Below are 17,905 nucleotides of genomic sequence, written 5' to 3'. Positions count from 1 at the left end.
GTGCTGCGCAATGCTTGGATTTCTCTTCCCAGGACAAGGCACGGTCCGTGTCGGTATGGGTGCGTGGCTGCGTCGCAGACCCGTGGCGCGAGCGCGGCTCGACGAGGTTGACGCGCTGCTCGCACAGCCCATCACCCCGCTGTGCGCTCGCGGGCCGCTGGAGCGGCTGGTGGCGACCGAGCACGCGCAGGTCGCGGTGACCGCGTGCAACCTGGCGGCGCTGGCCGTGCTGCTGGAGGAGGGATTCGAGCCGCTCGTGGTCGCCGGGCACAGCGTCGGCGAGCTGAGCGCGCTGCACGCGGCGGGCGTGCTCACGCTCGCCGACACCGTACGGCTGGTCGAGCTCAGGTCCCGGCTGATGGCCGAGGTCAGTGACATGGGCGGGATGCGCGCGGTGATGGGGCTGCCGGTCGAGGAGGTCGAGGCGCTGGCCGCCGAGGCGGGGTCCGCCGACGAGCCGCTGGTCGTGGGCCTGGAGAACGCGCCGGGCCACGTGGTGGTCTCCGGCGCGCTACCGGCCCTGGACCGGCTGGGCAAGCTCGCCACCCGGGCCAGCAAGATCGTGCCGCTGCGGGTGGGCAACGCCTTCCACTCGCCGCTGATGGCGGCGGCCGTCCCCGCGTGGGCCGAGGCGGTGCGGGCCGCGCCGATGAGCGAGCCCCTCGTACCCGTGGTCCCGAACGTGACCGGCGAGCCCACCACCGACCTCGCCACGCTCAGGGACGCGCTGGTCGCCCAGCTCACCGGGCGAGTGCGGTGGACGGACACGGTGAACGCGGTGGAGGAATTCGCCCCCGGCGTCGAGGTGGGCGACAGCAAGGTACTCGCGGGCCTGTCGCGCCGGGCGGGCGCGCGCTGCCTGAGCCTGGCCGAGCCCGCCACCCTCCGGCGATTGTCCAGGGAGATCGCGGCATGAACCGGTGGGGCAGCGCGATGGTCGGCTTCGCCGGGCTCTCCCGGCCTCAGGAGCTGGTCGGCGACATGCGCCTCGAAGAGGTGTACACGGCGGCCGAGCGCCTCAGGTCCGGGTACGGTCGCACGCTCCAGCACTGGGCCGGGCGTCTGGCGGGCAAGTACGCGGTGCTCCGCCTCCTCGGCGTCTCCGCCACGGCCGAGCACCTCGGCCAGGCGGAGGTGCTGCCCAGGCCCACCGCCAACTGCGCGAAGACCGCCGTCTGCCACACCGGGCACCCGCCGGCCGTCCGGCTCGCCGGGGCGCTGCGCGCGGCAGCCGGGTCCGGCCAGCAGATCCGGCTCTCGCTCAGCCACACCGACGGCAAGGTGCTCGCGGTGGCCGTCGCCTCCGCGCGCCTGCCCGAAGACGAAGACGAGGCATGACATGGACGCCAGGAAGGCCGCCGAGCGGCACCTTGAGGCGTGGCAGGCCGGTGACCCCGAGGCCGTGGCCGCCACCGCCGCCTCCTACAGCGACCCCGACTCCGGCGGTGAGCTGAGCGGGGCCGCGCTGGCCGCCCACGCCGCTGCCACGCTGGCCCGCTTCCAGCGGCCGAAATTCGTCGTGGACGAGGTCGTCGGCGACGGTGAGGCCGTCACGCTCTGGTGGACGCTCCAAGCCGACCACCGCGCCCCCTACCTGGGCATGCCCGCCGTCGGCGGGACCGTCGGCGTCCAGGGAGCCGACCTGGTGACCCTCGGCCCGGACGGTCCGCGCGTACGGCGCCGCTTCGACCGGCTGGCGGTCGCGGAGGCGCTCGGCTACTCGGCGCGGTTCGTGCCGGCGGCCGACGCGGAGACGGGCGGGATCAGGCAGTTCGGCGTCAGCGCGCGCGTCCCCGCCGGGCGTACCGAGCCGCCGGGCGTACTGACCCTGACCTGGCTGGAGGTACGCGACGACGCGGAGGCGGCGGACGTGGACCTGCTCAGCGTGGAGGTCGTCAAGTCGCTGCGGGCCTCCAAGGGCTTTCTCGGCCTGGCGACGTTCGACGTCGGCGACCGCAAGTTCACCGTGACCGCCTTCGACCGCCCCGAGTCCGTCCGCGCGGTGCACGCCCGGCCGCACCAGCGGAGCATGCGCCGCTTCTTCAAGGGCGGCCTGTGCACCCGGGTGCTCACCAGCGTCTGGATCCCCTCCGACATCCGCGAGTACGCCCGCTGCCCCGACTGCGACACCGTCGTCCGGGTCGGACCGGACGCCGCCTGCGGCTGCGGGTGGGTCCCGGGCGACGCCTCCCTACTGTGACTGGAGCCTTCATGTCCGACTTCACCACCGAGCATCGGCTCGGCGACCGCGAGGGCGGGCCCGCCGTGGTCTTCATGTCCGCGCTGTTCGCCGGCGGCTGGATCTGGGAGCACCCCTACCGCTACCTGGCGGAGGCCGGCGTGCCGGTGCTGCGTACGCACGAGGCGATCTGCGCGCTCGACCGCCGGGTGGCCGGCTCGATCGAGCGGCTCGGCGACGCGCTGCTGGCCGCCTGCGACAAGGCCGGCGTCGAGGACCTGGTCCTCTGCGCCAACTCGCTCGGCGGCCTGGTCGCCATCGACCTGGCCGGCCGCCGCCCCGAGCGGATCAAGGGCATCGTGGTCAGCGGCGCCCCCGGGCTGACGCCCGACCCCGACGTCGGGCTGAGCTTCGACCGCCGGGCCAGCGTGCAGCCGTTCGGCGACGACTTCGGCGTCCGCATGGTGTCCGCGCTCTTCCACGGTACGGAGCCGTACTTCACGCGGGCGCAGATGGACGAGGTCGGCACCATGCTCCGGCAGCCGGAGTCCATGGTCAGCATGGCCCGCAGCCTCAAGGCCACCCGCCGCTACCAGGTCAAGCCGGCCCTGGACAAGGTCCGCTGCCCGTCCCTGTACGTCTGGGGCAGGCACGACCGGATGACGCCGGTCGGCCCGTGGCTGGAACTGCTGGCCGACTATCCGGAGAACGACGTGGTGGTGGTCGAGGACAGCGGGCACATCCCGATGATCGAGCGGCCGGACGAGTACAACGCGGTGCTCGAACCGTTCGTGGCCCGCTGCGCCAAGGTCGCGGCATGACGCTGTTCGCCGGGCAACAGCTCATGCGGCCGGCCGCCCCTCCGGTGTTCCCTCCCGTGCTGGTCGGGGTGGACATCGTGGACGCGGATCGGCTCGCCAGGGCGGCCGGGCGTGGCGGTGCCGTGTTCACCGAGCACCTCACCACGCCCGCCGAGCGCGAGCTGGGCGCGGAGGAGGTGGCCTTCTCCGTCAAGGAGAGCTTCATCAAGGCGGTGGGCGGGCGTCCGCCCGGCTTCACCTGGCACGACTTCGAGGCCCGCGCCGGGCGGCCCGCCGCCTGGGCACGGCGGCTGCTCGACGAGGCGGCCGCGGAGCTGACCGCCTCGACCGGGCTCGCGCTGACGGGCGGCTCGTCCTACGCCGTCCGGGGCGCTAGCGAGCAGGCGGCCCTGGTACGGCTGGCGCCCCGCCGGAGCCGGGTGGCCGGGGCGGCCCGGTGGGGGATGGGCGCGGGGCTGCTCGTCTCCCTGGCGATCGTGTACGCCGACGGTTTCGGTGACGGTGATGGCGACATGTACGGCGACGGTTTCGGCCGCAGAGAGGGAGACCCAGGATGTCCCAGGTGAAGCCCGGTGAGTCGATCCAGCGGGCGCTGGACGAGGCGGGCGCCGGAGCGACGATCGAGCTGGCGGCGGGCACGTACGCGGAGAACGTCTGGATCAGGCACGACGGCGTGACGCTGACCGGCGCCGGGGCGGGCCGCACAGTGCTGGTCCCGGGAGACTCCGTCCCGGCGGGGATCCCGAAGCTGCACGACGCGGCGGCGGACGTCGTCAGCGGCATCAGCCTGCACGGCGTCGGCGACGTCACGATAGCCGGGCTGAGCGTGCGCGGCTCGACCGGCGCGGGGATCTACGCCCACACCGTGACGGGCCTGACCGTGCGGAACGTCGAGACGGCGGGCAACGCCGTCTGGGGCGTCTACGTGCGCGAGTCGAGCCGCTGCGAGGTGACCGGCTGCACCACGTCAGGCAGCCAGTACGGCGGCATCGCGCTCAGCTTCTGCCCCGAGGCTGACGGGCTGGTGGCGGACAACGAGAGCTTCGCCAACGCCTTCGGCATCTTCGTCGACAACTCCTCCCGCGTCAGGGTGCTGCGCAACACCTGCCGCGGCAACGCCGCCGGGCTGCTCATGCTCAACCAAACCTACGAAGGCGAGCCCGACGGCGGCGTGCGCGACTGCCTCGTCTCGGGCAACGACCTGTACGGCAACGGCCTGGCCGCGGGCGGCGACGCCCCCGACGCGCTGGGGGCCGCGGGCCCGCCGATCTCCGGCGTGGGCCTGGCGCTGATCGGGACGCACCGGGTCAGCGTCGTGGACAACCGGATCCACGACAACCATCCCAGCGGCGAGTCGGTCATGGGCGCCGCGTTCGTCATGGGCTCGTCCAAGGACTGGGGAGGCGACGACGCCATGGACAACCACATCCTGTGGAACCGGGTGACCGGCAACAGCCCGCTCGACCACCAGCTCGGCGTCGACCTCGAACGCCAGGTCTGCGCGGGCAACACCAGCGACAAGGGCGAGCCGGACGGGTGGGGCCGATGACCGCGACTCTGGCCTGTACCGGCCTGAGCAAGAGGTTCGGCGACGTGCTCGCCGTACAGGATGTGGGGTTCGCCATCGCCCCCGGCGAGGCGTACGGCCTGCTCGGGCCGAACGGCGCGGGCAAGACGACCACGATCTCCATGCTCGTCGGCCTGCTCAAGCCCGGCACCGGGAACGTGACGGTGTGCGGCACGGACCTCGCCGCCGAGCCGCTGGCCGCCAAGGCGAAGATCGGCTACGTACCGCAGGAGATCGCGCTCTACCCGGAGCTGACCGGGCGGGAGAACCTGCGCTTCTTCGGCCGGCTGTTCGGCCTGCCGCGGCGGGAGCTGGCGGCGCGCATCAGCGAGGTGCTCGACCTGGTCGGACTGTCGGACCGGGCCGACGGCAAGCTCGGCACGTACTCGGGCGGTATGAAGCGGCGGATCAACATCGGCGCGGCCCTGCTGCACCGGCCCGAGGTGCTCATCCTGGACGAGCCGACCGTCGGCGTCGACCCGCAGAGCCGCAAGGCCATCCTCGACGGCGTGGAGCGGCTGGTCGCCGACGGCATGGCCCTGCTCTACACCTCGCACTACATGGAGGAGGTCGAGCGGGTCTGCCACCGGGTCGGGATCATCGACCACGGCCGGATCGTCGCCGAGGGCACCCGCCACGAGCTCGTCGCCATGGTCGGCAGCGCCGACAAGATCGAGCTGATGCTCGACGGCGACGTGGACGGCGCGTTCGACAAGCTCCAGGCGCTGGAAGGCGTAGTCGAGGCGGTCAGGACCGGCACCGGCTCGGTGCGGCTGCTCGCGGAAGGCGGCCGCTACGTGCTGCCCGCGATCATCACCGCCGTGGACGGCCGCGCCACCGTGACCGCCGTCGAGGTCATCGAACCCGACCTGGAGGCCACCTTCCTCCACCTCACCGGCAGCAAGCTGCGGGACTGATCATGCTGAGACCCCTGATGTCCGTCGCCGCGCTGGAACTGCGTACCCGGGTACGCGATGGAACGGCCCTGGTGGTCGCCCTGATCGTGCCCATCGCGCTGGCCACCCTGTTCGGCCTCGCCCTGGGCGGGGACGACCCGCCGCTGCGGGCCACGATCGGCTTCGTCGACCTCGACCGCGGCGAGTTCTCCGCCAGCGTGCGGCGGGAGGTCATGTCCAACGAACAGCTCAAGGGCACGCTGACGCTGCGCGACCTGCCCAGCAGGCAAGAGGCGCAGCGCTCGCTCGACGCCGGCGACATCGGGTCGGCCATCGTGTTCCCGCAGGGGTTCACCAAGAGTGTCGGCGCGGGCTCGGGCGGACAGGTCGCGGTGCTCACCTCCGCCGAGTCGCCGCTGGCCGGCGTGGTGGCGAACGCCATCGTCGACCGCATCTCCTCGGTGGTGGACGCCCGCACGCTCGCGGTCCGCGCCTCGCTCGCGTACGGCGTGCCCGGTGACCGGGTGAAGGAGCTGGTGGAGCGCAACGGCGCCGCCGGGCCCGGACTGAGCCTGGCCGACGACCCCATGGAGGGCGGCAAGATCGACCTGTCGGTGTACTACGGCTCCGGCATGGCCGCCCTGTTCGCCTTCTTCGTGGTGGGTGCCTCGTTCAGGAGCCTGCTCACCGAGCGGCGGCAGGGCACGCTCGACCGGATGCGGGCCGGGCCGATCCCGCAGTGGACGCCGATCGCCGGCAAGGCCCTGGTGGGGTTCGGGCTGGGCGTGGTCAGCGTCGTCGCCACCTGGGCGTCCTCCTCGCTCATCTTCGGCACCAGCTGGGGTGACCCGGTGGCGGTGTTCGCGCTGCTGGTCGCGCACGTGCTCGCCGCCGCCGCGATCACCATGCTGGTGGCCAGCCGGGCCAAGACCGATGCCCAGGCCGACGGGGTGACCATGGTCGTCTCGTTCGTGATGGCGTTCTTCGGCGGCAGCCTGGTGCCGCTGTACAACCTGCCCGGCTTCCTGCAGAAGGTGGCGCTGCTCACCCCGAACGGCTGGACGTCGACCGGGCTGATCCGGCTCGCGGGCTCCGGCGGGGGACTGACCACGGTGATCGTCCCGATCGGCGTGCTGTGCGCGATCGCGCTGGTGGCGGGCGGCCTGGCCGCGGCCGGCTTCAGGAAGGGGCTCCTCGGATGAGGCCACAAGAGGCCGCGCGGCCACGTGAGGCGGCTCGGACACGTGAGGCGGCTCGGACACGGCCGCATGAGGCTGCTCGGGTGCGGCCGCATCCCATCCTCGCGCTGGTGGCGGCGAACCTGCGGCGGCTCTCCCGTGACAAGGTCGGCCTGTTCTTCATGGTGATCATGCCGTTCGTCAACATCGTGTTCGTCGGCATGGCGCTCGGCGGGGGTGCCGTGGGGGCCGCCAAGCTGCCCGTCGGCGTCGTGGCCGCCGGCTCGGATCCCGTCTCAGCCGCCGTGCTCAAGGAGCTGCGCGCGCACCCCGACCTCGCCATCACACCCGTGGCGACCAAACAGGACCTCCAGTCGGGCGTACGTGAAGGGTCCCTCGCCGCCGGGCTGGTGATCCCGGCCGGCTCGACCAAGCTCGAACTCGTCATGACCCAGATGAACGGCAGCGGCATGGCGGCCCGCAGCGCCGTCGACGTCGCGGTCGGCCGGGTGGCCGCCGTACTGGAGGCCACCAGGGCCGTCGAGGCCGCGGGCGCCACGCCCGCGCAGGCCGCCGCGCGCGTGCGCGAGGCACAGGCCGACTCGGGCCGCGTCGCGGTCGTCGGTTCCGGTACGCCCGGCGCCGCCCCCAGGGGCTTCGCCTACACGGCCCCGGCCAACCTGCTGCTGTTCACCTTCATCAACTCCATGGCCGTGGCCGCCGCGCTCGCCGAGAGCAGGCGGCTCGGGATGATCCAGCGCGCGCTCACCGCCCCCGTCAGGCGCCGGTCGGTGCTCGCGGGGGAGGCGCTGAGCAGGTTCGTCGTGGCCGTCGCGCAGTCGTTGCTGATCATGGTGGTGAGCTCGCTGGTGTTCGGCGTGTCGTGGGGCGACCCGCTGGGTGTCGCCGCGGTGGTCGGCTCGTTCTCCCTGGTGGCCACCGGTGCCGCGATCCTGGTCGGCAGCCTCGTACGCTCGCCCTCGCAGGCGCCCGCCATCGGCCCGCCGCTGGGCATCGTGCTCGGCATGCTGGGCGGCTGCCTGTGGCCCAGGGAGTCGGCGGGGGACTTCCTCAACTCGCTCGGCTATCTGTTCCCGCACGCCTGGGGCATGGACGCGCTGCTGGCGCTGACCAAGCCCGGCACGGGCATCGGCACGGTGCTCCCCGAGGTCGCCGTGCTCTCCGGGATGGCGGCGGCGCTGCTCGGCCTGTCGCTGTTCCTGTTCAACCGCCGCACCCGAACCTTCACCTGAGCGTTCCGTTTCAACCGCCGCTTCCCAACCTTCACCTGAGAGTTCCGTTGAGTTGATGGGAGATCGTGATGACGACTATTCCGTTCTTTCCGGGGATGGCCCCCGTGGGCGGCGACCACGCCACCGACGTTTACCGTTACGCGGCCCGCAAGGGTGCGATCGAGGCGCTTGAGGTGGCCGCCGCCGATCTCGGCATTGGCCTGCATGAGATGCACGAGGCGGTGGCCCATCTGGTGGAGAACCGCCTGCTCATGATGGAGGACAGGGCGGGCCGCCGGTTCGTCCCCGTGGATCCCGAGGTGGCCGCCGCTTCGCTGGTCTCCTCCGTCGAACGGGAGATCTACCAGCGCCGGGAGTTGATCGACCAGATCCGCGAGCGGATCAACGTGTTCCGTCAGGACTACACCGGCAGGACCTCGGCGCCCAGCGCGATCGAGTATCTGGTGGGGTCGATGGAGGTCCGGGGCTTCCTCAAGACGGCCGGCGACTCGTGCCGGGACGAGGTGCTGGTGCTCCAGTCGAGCTTGACGGACGCGGACGAGCTGTCGCAGGCGTACTCACCGCTGCTCGGGCGGGGGATCACCGTGCGCATCATCTGCCAGCACCGCAACCGGGCCGATCTCGCCACCCGGATGAGGATGAAGAAGCTGACCGACGCGGGGGCCTCGGTGTGCACCGTCAGCCACATCCCACGCTCGGCCGTGGTGTTCGACCGGTCGCTGGTGGTGCTGTTCGGGCTGTCGGACGGGGAGACCAACGTGGCGCGGGTGCACAACCACGGGGTCGCGCAGTTCCTGCTGGACCTGTTCAACCACCTGTGGGAGACGGCCACGCCGCTGGAGGGCGTCGAGGCCGGGTACGCCGACGTGGCCGACGACCTCCAGCAGGCCATCGCGGCGCTGATGGCCAAGGGCTACACCGACGAGGTCGTGGCGCGCAAGCTGGGCATGTCGGTACGCAGCTGCCGCCGGCACATCGCCACGCTGATGCGCGACCTCGACGCGACCAGCCGATTCCAGGCCGGGGTGCAAGCGGCCAGGAAGTTCCTGCCCAACGGCGCATGACAAGTGTTCGGTCGTCTGTGCGGGCCCGCCCCCGGCGGGCCCGTTGCCGTACGTCATGTGGCCTGCATCGCGACCGACACCTCGGCCAGGTCCAGGGCCCGCTCGCAGACCAGCTCGACACCCCGCACCAGCTCGTCGAACGCCATGCGCGGGTCGAGGCACATCCGGATGGAGCTGTTCGCGTCCTCGGCGCTCACCCCGATCGCGGTCAGGACGTGTGACGGCTCCTGGGAGTCGGAGTTGCACGCGGACCCGGTGGACACGGCCACGGTACGCAGGCTGGAGACCAGGCTCTCCCCCCGGACCCCGGGCAGCACCAGGTTGAGCACATGAGGCACTCCGTTGAGCGGATCGCCGTTGATCCGTACACCCGGAAGACGGGTGGTGAGCAGTTCGAGGGCCGCCTCGCGCAGCCGTACGGCCCGCATCCAGTCGTCGTCGAGCCGCCGCAGCGCCAGCTCGCACGCCTTGCCCAGCCCCACCACGAGGTGCGTCGGGATGGTCCCGCTGCGCAGCTCGTACTGGCCGCCGCCGTACGTGATCGGCCGCAGGCGCACGCCGGGCCGCACGTACAGGGCGCCGATGCCCTTCGGGCCGCGCACCTTATGTCCGGAGATCGACAGCGTGTCCACTCCGGCCTCGACCACGTCGATCGGGATCCGGCCGGCCGCCTGGGCGGCGTCCACGTGCAGCAGGCAGCCGACCTCATGGCAGAGCGTGGCCAGCTCCGACATCGGCTGGATGGCGCCGATCTCGCTGTTGACCAGGGCGGCGGTGGCGACGCGGGAGTGGACGTCGAGCTGCTCGGTCAGCCGGGTCAGGTCGATGAGCCCGTCCTGGCGTACCGCCATCGTGCGGGTCTCGATGCCCCGCCCGGCCAGCGCCCGGCCGATGGCCAGCGCGGACTTGTGGTCGGTCGGGCAGAACAGCGCGTTGACGGGCGCGCGCTCCTCATGGGCGAACATGCCCAGCAGCGCGATGTTGTTGCTCTCGGTCGCGCCGGAGGTGAAGACGATGCCGCGCGGGTCGGCGCCCAGGAGCTCGGCCACGGACACGGCGGCGAGGTCCACCGCGCGGCGGGCCCGCTTGCCGAGGACGTGCGGCGACGACGGGTTGCCGAAGTCCTCTCTCAGGTACGGCAGCATCGCGTCGACCACTTCGTCGTCCACGCGGGTGGTGGCGCAGTTGTCCAGATAAATGATCTTCATGGGCGGCCCGTCACTTTCGGTGGTCCGTCTCGCGCCGCGTCAGCTCCTGAACGTGCTGACCGTCACGAGCTTCGAGTAGATCTCGTCCGTGGACATCTCCCCGCTCCCGCCGGGGTCGGCGATGATCACCAGCATGTCCGACAGGCGGTAGAGCTCCAGGGCGATGTCGACGCCCGTCTGGACGGGTGCGAGACACTCGCCAGGCGCGAAGATGACGATCGCCCGGTAGCCGGCGCTGTGCACCTCCGAGATCATCTCGGTGATCTCGCCGGCGCATCCGGTGATGCCGCAGCTGATCAGTGTGCGGTAGTTGCCCTCGTCGTCGAGGAAGGCCACCTCGGTGTCCTTCGTGCCCGACTCGAGGTAGCGCTTCTCCAGCCGCCCCTGCTTGACGAACCGGTCGGCGGCCTTCTGGAAGCGGTACTTGAGCCAGGTCTCGGGGAAGGCCAGCGGGTGCTTGCGGCTCGGCAGCACGCGGTCAGGGCCGAACCCGGCCTCGCCCAGGATCCGCTCGTACTCCGCGGGCAGCCCGGTGAAGCGCTCGAAGAACTCCGCCCGCAGCTCGCTCGCCGGGCGGCCCGACGTGGGCACGTACTGCCAGTCGTTGACCAGCAGGAGCAGCCGCGCGTCGGTGCAGGTCCGCGCGTACGACTTGAGGAGCTCTGCCGACAGTTGCCAGCTGTACTCCGGGAAGATCCCCACCCGGCCGGCGATCCGGCGCCGCATCACCTCGGACTCCTGCGCCCCGATGACGCCGGGGACGAGCTTCCCCTCGTCCTCGAAAAGCATGAAATGGCCGCCCATGACGACCAGGTTCTCTATGCCGGAGGCGGTCAGCTCACGGTCTATCAGCCGGCGCAGCTCCTCTTCGGAGCCGACGAGCTGGTGGCTCTTGGATACTCGGGCGGCGAGCGCGTCTGTCATGGTGGACCACTCCAGGGTGGGTCAGGGCTGGGTGAGTACGTGCCTCGGAGACTCGATGACGGCTTCCGGGGTGATCTCGGGGGGCGCTGCGGTGACCGGGGTCAGCTTGCGGGCCAGCGCCCGCAGCGGCTGGGGGCCGGTCAGGTGGTGGACGGAGGCGCCCGCCCATCCGTGGGCCGCCAGCAGGGCCAGGACCCGGGGGATCCGCAGGGCTCGGCCGCCGGCGAGCGTGTAGCTGTCGGACAGGTCCACCTTGCCGAGCCCGTTCACCTGTCGGACGACGTCGGCGAGCGCCTGCTCGGCCTCGGGGGCGTTCTCGGGTGTTTTGTCGGGGGCGGGTGTGCTGTGGGTCGCCGGTGTGCTGAAGCCGGCGAGGCGCGTGACGTCGCTGATCCGGATGTCGGCCCCGGCGAGCAGGACGGTCTCGTAGCCGCGCAGGAAGCGCTCCATGTCACCGGCTCCCATGATCGAGGACCTGGCGTGGAAGCCGACGACGACCGCGTCACGCCACTCGTCGATCCTGAAGTACGTGTCCATCTCCTCGTACGCCCAGGCCGTCGGCACCGTCTTCCAGGCGAACGTGGTGCGCCGCGCCCGCGCCTCGCTGGAGCGCTGCTTGATGAAGTTGACCTCCGACCCGAGGCGTACCGGCCGGCCACGCCGCGATCCCTCACGCGACACCAGCTCCACGACCTCGTCGTAGGGCGCGGACGAGTGCGTCCGGGCGAGCTCGAAACGCTCGGCCACCCGGCGCAGCAGCTCCGCGAACGTCGGGTCGTCGTGGCAGTCGACGGTCACCAGCATCGGCGCGAACATGCACGTCATCACGCCCGCGTACGGGCCGGGCTCGCGGTTGCCGGAGAACGACAGGTGCGCGACCGTCCCGAGGCCGGTGTAGGCGGCCATCATGGCGGTGTACGCGGTCACGTGGACCAGCGACGGCCACACCTGGTCCGCGGCGGCGATCCGCCGCACGGCGTCGAGCAACGAAGGAGACGTCAACGTCGCACTCCGCGCCACCGGGTCGCGCTCGGGTGTCAGCGGCTCGCGGTCCGGGGTCGTCGGGTCGCCGTCGGGGGCGCGTCGGGCGGCGAACGGGTCGGCCGGGAGACGGGCGATCTCCTCGCCCCAGTACGCCAGGGAGCGGGCCGCCACGGCGGTGGCCTCGGCCGACGACTCGTGCCGGGCCAGGTCCGACGGCTGGTTGCGGACCGGTTCCAATGCGGCCGGCCGTCGGGAGCTGAAGCCGGCGCACTGGACGGTGAGCTCCCGCTTGATCTCCCGAACCGTCCACGCGTCCACGGCCAGATGGTTGAGCACCAGGACGATCTGCTTGGGAGCCCCGCCCGTGGTGATCACGCAGGCGCGGATCGGCCAGTCGGTGTCGAGACGGAAGTCGGTGGTGCCGAGCCGTTCGACGATCTCGGCGGGGGCGGGGGTGCCATCGCGTTCGGTGGTCACCAGAAGGATCGGCAGCGCGGCGGGCGGGTGCACCTGCTGGCGCGGCTCCGGCCCGGGGTCGAGGTGGTATGTGGTTCGCAGCGACTCGTGGCGGCGCGTCAGATAGTTGATCGCCGCGCGGCAGTTCGCCACCGTGACGTCGTGCGGGATGGCGAGCCGCAGCACGATGTGCGTGTCATGCCGTTCGCCCGGCGGCAGCCGGTGGTATTTCAGCCACATGTAACGCTGGCCCCAGCACAGATTCGCGTTCTTCGCGGCGGACAACTCAGCCTCCCCATGTGCGCCGGTAGCCGGTTAATGTGCTTCATAATCTGCGCCGGTCAGGGGTGCGACAACCGGGGGCCGATGACCGGCTCCGGAAGGCGATTACCTGCCAATGGCTCAGGCCGCTTTTCGAGAATGGCGGTCTTGACGCGTCGTCACGCATTCGGCCAAGCTCGGAGCGAACAGCATGGAGCGGCTCGGCTTTCGGCCTGAGGTGGCGCGGTGACTATGTTGGAAATACCACCCGAGTTTCAGAATATTCTGCGCTCGCATTTGCCGTACGCGGACGCGGGCGACTTCTCCGCCTCCGACGAGCTGGCGGGCCTCGGGCTCGACTCGATGGGCGTCGTGCGGTTGCTGGCCGACATCGAGGACCGCTACGACATCGAGCTGCCCGACGACCTCCTCAACGAGGAGACGTTCGACACCGTCGGCTCGCTGTGGCAGGCACTGTCCTTTCTCCTTAACGTCCCCGCTAATCCACCCCCAAGGAACCGTCGGTGACGAGCGAGCGCCGTTACGAGTGTGAGGATCGCCGATGCTGACGCGAGTCGACGACGTGGTGCGGTGCGGCGACCCTGACCGCCCCGCCGTGACGTACCAGGACGAAACGCTCAGCTACGGCGAGCTGGCCCGCCGCGTCGGCCGCGCCGCGAGCGGGCTGCGCCGGCTCGGGCTGCGCCGGGGTGAGCGGGTCGTCGTCTACCTGGAGAAGCGGATCGAGACCGTCGTCGCCATGCTCGCCGTGTCCGCGGCCGGCGGGGTGTTCGTCCCGGTCAATCCGCTGTTCAAGCCGCAGCAGGTGGGCTACGTGGCCGCCGACTGCGGGGCGGTCGCGGTGGTCACCTCGGTCGAGCGGCACCGCCTGGTCGGCGCCCGGCTCCAGGAGGTGGAGTCGCTGCGTCACCTGATCCTCATCGGCGACCGGCCGCGCGTCCCAGAGCCGCTGCCGATCACGACCTGGCCCCAGCTGTGCGCCTCCGACGACGAGACATCGGCTCCTGAAGAGGCGATCGACGCCGACGTGGCGGCGATCCTCTACACCTCCGGCAGCACCGGCAACCCCAAGGGCGTCGTCCTGTCGCACCGCAACCTGCTCGCCGGCGCCCGCAGCGTCGCCCGCTACCTCGGCCACACCCGCGACGACGTGGTGCTCGGCGTGCTCCCGCTGAGCTTCGACACCGGCTTCAGCCAGCTCACCACCTCCTTCATCGCGGGCGCGCACATCGTCCTGATGAACTACCTGGTGCCCGGCGCGGTCGTCCGCCTGTGCGCGCGGCACGGCGTCACCGGGCTGACCTGCGTACCGCCGCTGTGGCTGCAACTCGCCGCGCAGACCTGGCCCGAGGCGGCCACCCGTCGCCTGCGCTACTTCGCCAACACCGGCGGGCGCCTGCCCAAGCCCGCGCTGGACTCGCTGCGGGCGACGTTCCCGCAGGCCAGGCCGTACCTCATGTACGGGCTGACGGAGGCGTTCCGCTCCACCTACCTCGACCCCGAGCAGGTCGACCGCAGGCCCGACTCGATCGGGAAGGCCATTCCCAACGCGGAGATCCTCGTCGTACGCCCGGACGGCGGCGTGTGCGAGCCCGGCGAGAAGGGGGAGATCGTGCACCGTGGCGCGCTCGTGGCGCTCGGCTACTGGAACGACCCCGAACGCACCGCCGAACGGTTCCGCCCCTACCCACCGGGCGGCAGCCCGTGGGGGAGCGAGCTCGCGGTCTGGTCAGGCGACGTCGCCTACCGCGACGACGAGGGATTCATCTACTTCGTGGGACGTACCGACGAGATGATCAAGACTTCCGGATACCGGGTCAGCCCCAGCGAGATCGAGGAGGCGGCCTACGCCACCGGGCTGGTGGGCGAGGCGGTGGCGTTCGGCGTCGCCGACGACACGCTCGGCCAGCAGGTGGTGCTCGTCGTCAGCGGGCCGAGCGGCGCTTCGTGCGACACCGAGACGCTGGTCAAGGCGCTCGAACGCGACCTGCCGCGCTACATGGTCCCGCGCCGGGTGGTGGTGCGCGACCGGCTGCCGAGATCGGGCAACGGCAAGTTCGACCGTACGGAGCTGCGCAGGTCGGTGACCTGGTGACCGCCATCCCGAGCGGCTGGTACGGCAGGCGCGACAGCCAGCTCACCGTGGGCGGCGTCCCTGTCGAGCGGCTGGCCGCCCGCGTGGGGAGCACGCCGTTCTTCGCCTATGACCGGGAGCTGGTCAACCGGCGGGTGGCGTCGGTGCGTGCGGCCCTGCCCGAGGACATCGAGCTCAGCTACGCGGTCAAGGCCAACCCGATGCCGGCCCTGCTCCAGCACATGAGCGGCCTGGTCGACGGCTTCGACGTGGCCTCCGCGCAGGAGATGCGGCACGCCCTCGACACCCCGGTGCCCGCCTCGCGGATCAGCTTCGCCGGGCCCGGCAAGTCCATGGCCGAGCTGACGCAGGCGGTCGCCGCCGGCGTCACCGTCGAGCTGGAGTCCGAGCTGGAGGTGGAGCGGGTCCGGTCGGCGAGTGCCGCCGTGGGCGTGCCCGCGCGGGTCGCGTTGCGCGTCAACCCCGACTTCGCGATCCGCGGGTCCGGCCTGCGGCTGGGTGGGGGGCCGCAGCAGTTCGGCATCGACGCGGAGCGGATCCCCGCGGTCCTGGCCGGGCTGACCGGCGACGACCTCGACTTCCAGGGCTTTCACGTGTTCGCCGGGTCGCAGAACCTGCGGGTCGACAACATCTGCGAGGCGCAGAGCCGTACCGTCGAGCTGATTCTCGGCTTCGCGGACGCGGCGCCCGGGCCCGTGCGCTACGTCAACATCGGCGGCGGCTTCGGCATCCCGTACGCGCTGCGCGACCGGCCGCTCGACCTCGGCCCGATCGGCGACAACCTGGCGCGGCTGGTCGACGAGCTGGTCCGGCCCCGGCTGCCGAAGGCGCGGCTCGTCGTCGAGCTGGGGCGCTATCTGGTCGGCGAGGCGGGTGTGTACGTCACGCGCGTGGTGGATCGCAAGGAGTCGCGCGGCAAGGTGTTCGTCGTCGTGGACGGCGGCCTGCACCACCAGCTCGCCGCCTCGGGCAACTTCGGCCAGGTGATCAGGCGCAACTATCCGATCGCGGTGGGGAACCGGATGGACGACCCGCCCGAGGAGCCCGTGACGGTGGTCGGCTGCCTGTGCACCCCGCTCGACCTGCTGGGGGACGACGTCTCGCTGCCCAAGGTGGGGGTGGGGGATCTGATCGTGCTGTTCCAGGCCGGTGCGTACGGGCTGACGGCGAGCCCCACCGCGTTCCTGAGCCACCCGGCGCCGGTCGAGGTGCTGGTCTGAGCCCGAAATGAAGGCAGGCCCGCAGTGCCTACTGCGGGCCTTTTGGCGGGTGCTTTGTTGCTGCGGGCGGGATCCGTGGGCCGGCGCGGCGGGGGCTGTCGCGCCGGCCCACGGACGTCTAGTGCGGCGGCGCCGGTATCTCAGAGGGGAACAGCGACGGCGGCAGGCCCTCGCTCCTGGCGCTCCACAGGTCCTTCAGGCACGTATCCGGGTCGGTCACCGCGAGCTGTACGCCGAGCGCCATCGCCCGCAGGATGTCGGTCGCGGCCTCGGGCGGGATGATCATCGGATCCGCGAGCAGCATGACACTGGTGAGACCGCCCTGGACCGCCACCCGCACCCGGAACGCCTGGCCGTACTGCTGAGCCAAGGGCGTCCAGACCAGCTCGGCGGGGGTCGGGTCGGCGGGGTTCAGCGGGGCGCGGTCGATCTGCATGTAGTTGAACCAGCTGCGGAACAGGTGGTTGAACCAGCAGTCGTGCCCCGGCTCCTGCCCGCTGTGCGTGGCCGCGTCGGCGGCCAGCGCGGCGACGCGGTCGAAGTCGTAGCAGGAGTAGCGGTACGTACGCGCGCTCGCCCAGTGCCAGCGCTTGACGTGCTCGGCCAGCGTGGCGCCGGGATCGACGGTGGCGCTGACCGGGATGAGCTGGTTCATGGTGCCGACGACGTGCTGGTGCTCCTCGGCGAACCGGTTGGAGGCCATCAGGCTCATCGTGACCCGGTCGGTGTCGGTGTGCCGGGCCAGGCCGGCGGCGATGAAGGCCATCAGCACCGCGGGCGGTGTCACGCCGTGGCGCTTGGCGGCCTCGGCGGCGAGCCCGCTCAGGCGGCGTGAGTGCAGCGTGGCCTCGATCCGGTTCCGCTCGGCGCGGGCGGGGAGCGTGGGCAGCTCGTCCATCAGGCCGTCGGTGAGCACACGGCGCCAGTAGCGTTCGGAGCTCTCCTGCTGGCCGCGCCACGACTCGTCGCGCTGCCGCTGGGCCAGCTCGCGCAGGGTGGGACCCATCTGCGCGTCGGCGTCCGGGTCGACCACCAGGGCGCGGAACTGGTCCTGCAGATGATGGATCGACCACACGTCCACGATCAGGTGGGAGAACGACAGTGCGAGGAAGACCGGTGCGCCGTCGGTCGTGACGAGCACGCCGCGCCAGGGCAGCGCGTCGGTCATCGGGAACGGGACCGTGGCCAGCTGCTCCTTCGTACGCTCAGGGTCGCCGCGGTCGGTGACCGCGCGGTCCACGTGCTCGACCGGCGGCGTCACCGTCCGGTGGACGCGCTGCACGGGTTGTCCGTCTCGTACGTGGTAGGTGGTGCGCAGGCATTCGTGCCGGTCGACGAGCCGTCGCAACGCCGTCGTGACCCGGTCCAGGGGGAGGCCACGCAGGTCCCAGGTCGTGGGCAGGTTGGCGTCCCGCATCCAGTCCTCGGGGTAGCGCTCCACTTCTCGCCAGCTCCATAGCTGGCCGTTGCTCAAGGGGGCGTCGACGGGCATGTGGTCTCCTCGTGAGCTGTTCGGCGGGCGGACCGCTGACAGTGGCCCCGCTGACGGCCCTCCATCGCACCGGGCCCCTGGAACGCGCTCCGTAAAAGCCTTTATCCAATTCGGCTCGGCAGAACTCTCAGGCCAATGTCGCTACCTGTCCCACACAGGATGCGAACCGCCTACACCTATGTCAACGCGCCCGCGCTGACAGCTTCTGCCGGAAACAATGTGCCAGCCCGCGACCGTGGTTCGGAAAGGGCGCTGCGATTAGGGTCACAGCAACTATTCAAAGCGA

17 protein-coding genes are annotated in these 17,905 nt (G+C 71.4%); 13 read left to right on the top strand and 4 right to left on the bottom strand.

The window, feature by feature from the left end; genetic code table 11:
* Nucleotides 1-10 precede the first annotated feature (10 nt).
* The 10 genes from AB0L53_RS23465 (at nt 11) to AB0L53_RS23420 (ending at nt 8,958) form a co-directional block, all read left to right on the top strand.
* The gene (locus AB0L53_RS23465) at nt 11-916 is read left to right on the top strand and encodes an ACP S-malonyltransferase (RefSeq protein ID WP_363997356.1); all 906 of its coding nucleotides are present in this window, start codon (nt 11-13) and stop codon (nt 914-916) included.
* On the top strand, nt 913-1,338 hold the full coding sequence (locus AB0L53_RS23460; RefSeq protein ID WP_358177345.1) for a phosphopantetheinyl transferase: 426 nt from the start codon (nt 913-915) through the stop codon (nt 1,336-1,338). The genes AB0L53_RS23465 and AB0L53_RS23460 overlap by 4 nt, the downstream gene beginning before the upstream one ends.
* A gap of 1 nt (nt 1,339) precedes the next feature.
* Nucleotides 1,340-2,200: a nuclear transport factor 2 family protein gene (locus AB0L53_RS23455; RefSeq protein WP_363997352.1), complete on the top strand. Its 861-nt coding sequence runs from the start codon at nt 1,340-1,342 to the stop codon at nt 2,198-2,200.
* Nucleotides 2,201-2,211: 11 nt separating this feature from the next.
* On the top strand, nt 2,212-3,000 hold the full coding sequence (locus AB0L53_RS23450) for an alpha/beta hydrolase (RefSeq protein WP_363997349.1): 789 nt from the start codon (nt 2,212-2,214) through the stop codon (nt 2,998-3,000).
* Nucleotides 2,997-3,566, top strand: coding sequence for a hypothetical protein (locus AB0L53_RS23445; RefSeq protein WP_363997346.1), 570 nt, complete (start codon nt 2,997-2,999; stop codon nt 3,564-3,566). The genes AB0L53_RS23450 and AB0L53_RS23445 overlap by 4 nt, the downstream gene beginning before the upstream one ends.
* On the top strand, nt 3,554-4,549 hold the full coding sequence (locus AB0L53_RS23440) for a right-handed parallel beta-helix repeat-containing protein (protein ID WP_363997343.1): 996 nt from the start codon (nt 3,554-3,556) through the stop codon (nt 4,547-4,549). Before AB0L53_RS23445 ends, AB0L53_RS23440 begins: the two co-directional genes overlap by 13 nt.
* Complete coding sequence (locus AB0L53_RS23435; RefSeq protein ID WP_358536498.1) at nt 4,546-5,484, top strand: ABC transporter ATP-binding protein; 939 nt, start codon at nt 4,546-4,548, stop codon at nt 5,482-5,484. The genes AB0L53_RS23440 and AB0L53_RS23435 overlap by 4 nt, the downstream gene beginning before the upstream one ends.
* 2 nt (nt 5,485-5,486) lie before the next feature.
* On the top strand, nt 5,487-6,665 hold the full coding sequence (locus tag AB0L53_RS23430; RefSeq protein WP_358536500.1) for an ABC transporter permease: 1,179 nt from the start codon (nt 5,487-5,489) through the stop codon (nt 6,663-6,665).
* Nucleotides 6,666-6,745: 80 nt separating this feature from the next.
* Nucleotides 6,746-7,894 (top strand): ABC transporter permease, encoded by a 1,149-nt coding sequence (locus AB0L53_RS23425; RefSeq protein WP_363997339.1) that lies wholly within the window; start codon nt 6,746-6,748, stop codon nt 7,892-7,894.
* A gap of 68 nt (nt 7,895-7,962) precedes the next feature.
* Entirely contained in the window at nt 7,963-8,958 is a 996-nt protein-coding gene (locus AB0L53_RS23420) for a hypothetical protein (RefSeq protein WP_363997336.1), read from the top strand.
* A gap of 53 nt (nt 8,959-9,011) precedes the next feature.
* On the opposite strand, the gene AB0L53_RS23415 is transcribed toward AB0L53_RS23420, so the two are convergent.
* Genes AB0L53_RS23415 through AB0L53_RS23405 form a run of 3 tightly spaced genes read right to left on the bottom strand, consistent with a single transcriptional unit; the run spans nt 9,012 to nt 12,815 of the window.
* Nucleotides 9,012-10,166, bottom strand: a complete 1,155-nt coding sequence (locus AB0L53_RS23415; RefSeq protein ID WP_363997333.1) for a cysteine desulfurase family protein — start codon at nt 10,164-10,166, stop codon at nt 9,012-9,014.
* Nucleotides 10,167-10,205: 39 nt separating this feature from the next.
* Nucleotides 10,206-11,090: an LPD16 domain-containing protein gene (locus AB0L53_RS23410; RefSeq protein WP_363997330.1), complete on the bottom strand. Its 885-nt coding sequence runs from the start codon at nt 11,088-11,090 to the stop codon at nt 10,206-10,208.
* Nucleotides 11,091-11,111: 21 nt separating this feature from the next.
* Entirely contained in the window at nt 11,112-12,815 is a 1,704-nt protein-coding gene (locus AB0L53_RS23405) for a condensation domain-containing protein (protein ID WP_363997328.1), read from the bottom strand.
* 273 nt (nt 12,816-13,088) lie between these two features.
* Between AB0L53_RS23405 and AB0L53_RS23400 the strand changes: the two genes are divergently transcribed.
* The 3 genes from AB0L53_RS23400 to AB0L53_RS23390 are packed head-to-tail and all read left to right on the top strand — an operon-like array spanning nt 13,089 to nt 16,127.
* Nucleotides 13,089-13,319, top strand: a complete 231-nt coding sequence (locus AB0L53_RS23400; RefSeq protein WP_363997325.1) for a phosphopantetheine-binding protein — start codon at nt 13,089-13,091, stop codon at nt 13,317-13,319.
* Between the two features lie 34 nt (nt 13,320-13,353).
* Nucleotides 13,354-14,907 (top strand): acyl-CoA ligase (AMP-forming), exosortase A system-associated, encoded by a 1,554-nt coding sequence (locus AB0L53_RS23395; RefSeq protein WP_363997322.1) that lies wholly within the window; start codon nt 13,354-13,356, stop codon nt 14,905-14,907.
* A complete protein-coding gene (locus AB0L53_RS23390) occupies nt 14,904-16,127 on the top strand; it encodes a pyridoxal-dependent decarboxylase, exosortase A system-associated (RefSeq protein ID WP_363997319.1) in 1,224 nt (407 codons plus the stop codon). Before AB0L53_RS23395 ends, AB0L53_RS23390 begins: the two co-directional genes overlap by 4 nt.
* A gap of 118 nt (nt 16,128-16,245) precedes the next feature.
* On the opposite strand, the gene AB0L53_RS23385 is transcribed toward AB0L53_RS23390, so the two are convergent.
* Nucleotides 16,246-17,619, bottom strand: coding sequence for a condensation domain-containing protein (locus AB0L53_RS23385; RefSeq protein ID WP_363997316.1), 1,374 nt, complete (start codon nt 17,617-17,619; stop codon nt 16,246-16,248).
* Nucleotides 17,620-17,905 lie beyond the last annotated feature (286 nt).

Origin of the sequence: Nonomuraea sp. NPDC052129 (genome assembly GCF_040680095.1) — a bacterium.
Classification (GTDB): Bacteria; Actinomycetota; Actinomycetes; order Streptosporangiales; family Streptosporangiaceae; genus Nonomuraea.
Note: the sequence above shows the minus strand (reverse complement) of the source record. Positions and strands in the feature narration are given on the sequence as shown.

What these genes read in the sequence shown, in the direction of transcription:
- AB0L53_RS23410 (WP_363997330.1), bottom strand. Translation starts at nt 11,090, where the DNA reads ATGACAGACGCGCTCGCCGCCCGAGTATCCAAGAGCCACCAGCTCGTC.
- AB0L53_RS23465 (WP_363997356.1), top strand. Translation starts at nt 11, where the DNA reads ATGCTTGGATTTCTCTTCCCAGGACAAGGCACGGTCCGTGTCGGTATG.
- AB0L53_RS23415 (WP_363997333.1), bottom strand. Translation starts at nt 10,166, where the DNA reads ATGAAGATCATTTATCTGGACAACTGCGCCACCACCCGCGTGGACGAC.
- AB0L53_RS23435 (WP_358536498.1), top strand. Translation starts at nt 4,546, where the DNA reads ATGACCGCGACTCTGGCCTGTACCGGCCTGAGCAAGAGGTTCGGCGAC.
- AB0L53_RS23450 (WP_363997349.1), top strand. Translation starts at nt 2,212, where the DNA reads ATGTCCGACTTCACCACCGAGCATCGGCTCGGCGACCGCGAGGGCGGG.
- AB0L53_RS23430 (WP_358536500.1), top strand. Translation starts at nt 5,487, where the DNA reads ATGCTGAGACCCCTGATGTCCGTCGCCGCGCTGGAACTGCGTACCCGG.
- AB0L53_RS23440 (WP_363997343.1), top strand. Translation starts at nt 3,554, where the DNA reads ATGTCCCAGGTGAAGCCCGGTGAGTCGATCCAGCGGGCGCTGGACGAG.
- AB0L53_RS23455 (WP_363997352.1), top strand. Translation starts at nt 1,340, where the DNA reads ATGGACGCCAGGAAGGCCGCCGAGCGGCACCTTGAGGCGTGGCAGGCC.
- AB0L53_RS23460 (WP_358177345.1), top strand. Translation starts at nt 913, where the DNA reads ATGAACCGGTGGGGCAGCGCGATGGTCGGCTTCGCCGGGCTCTCCCGG.
- AB0L53_RS23420 (WP_363997336.1), top strand. Translation starts at nt 7,963, where the DNA reads ATGACGACTATTCCGTTCTTTCCGGGGATGGCCCCCGTGGGCGGCGAC.
- AB0L53_RS23385 (WP_363997316.1), bottom strand. Translation starts at nt 17,619, where the DNA reads ATGCCCGTCGACGCCCCCTTGAGCAACGGCCAGCTATGGAGCTGGCGA.
- AB0L53_RS23395 (WP_363997322.1), top strand. Translation starts at nt 13,354, where the DNA reads ATGCTGACGCGAGTCGACGACGTGGTGCGGTGCGGCGACCCTGACCGC.
- AB0L53_RS23445 (WP_363997346.1), top strand. Translation starts at nt 2,997, where the DNA reads ATGACGCTGTTCGCCGGGCAACAGCTCATGCGGCCGGCCGCCCCTCCG.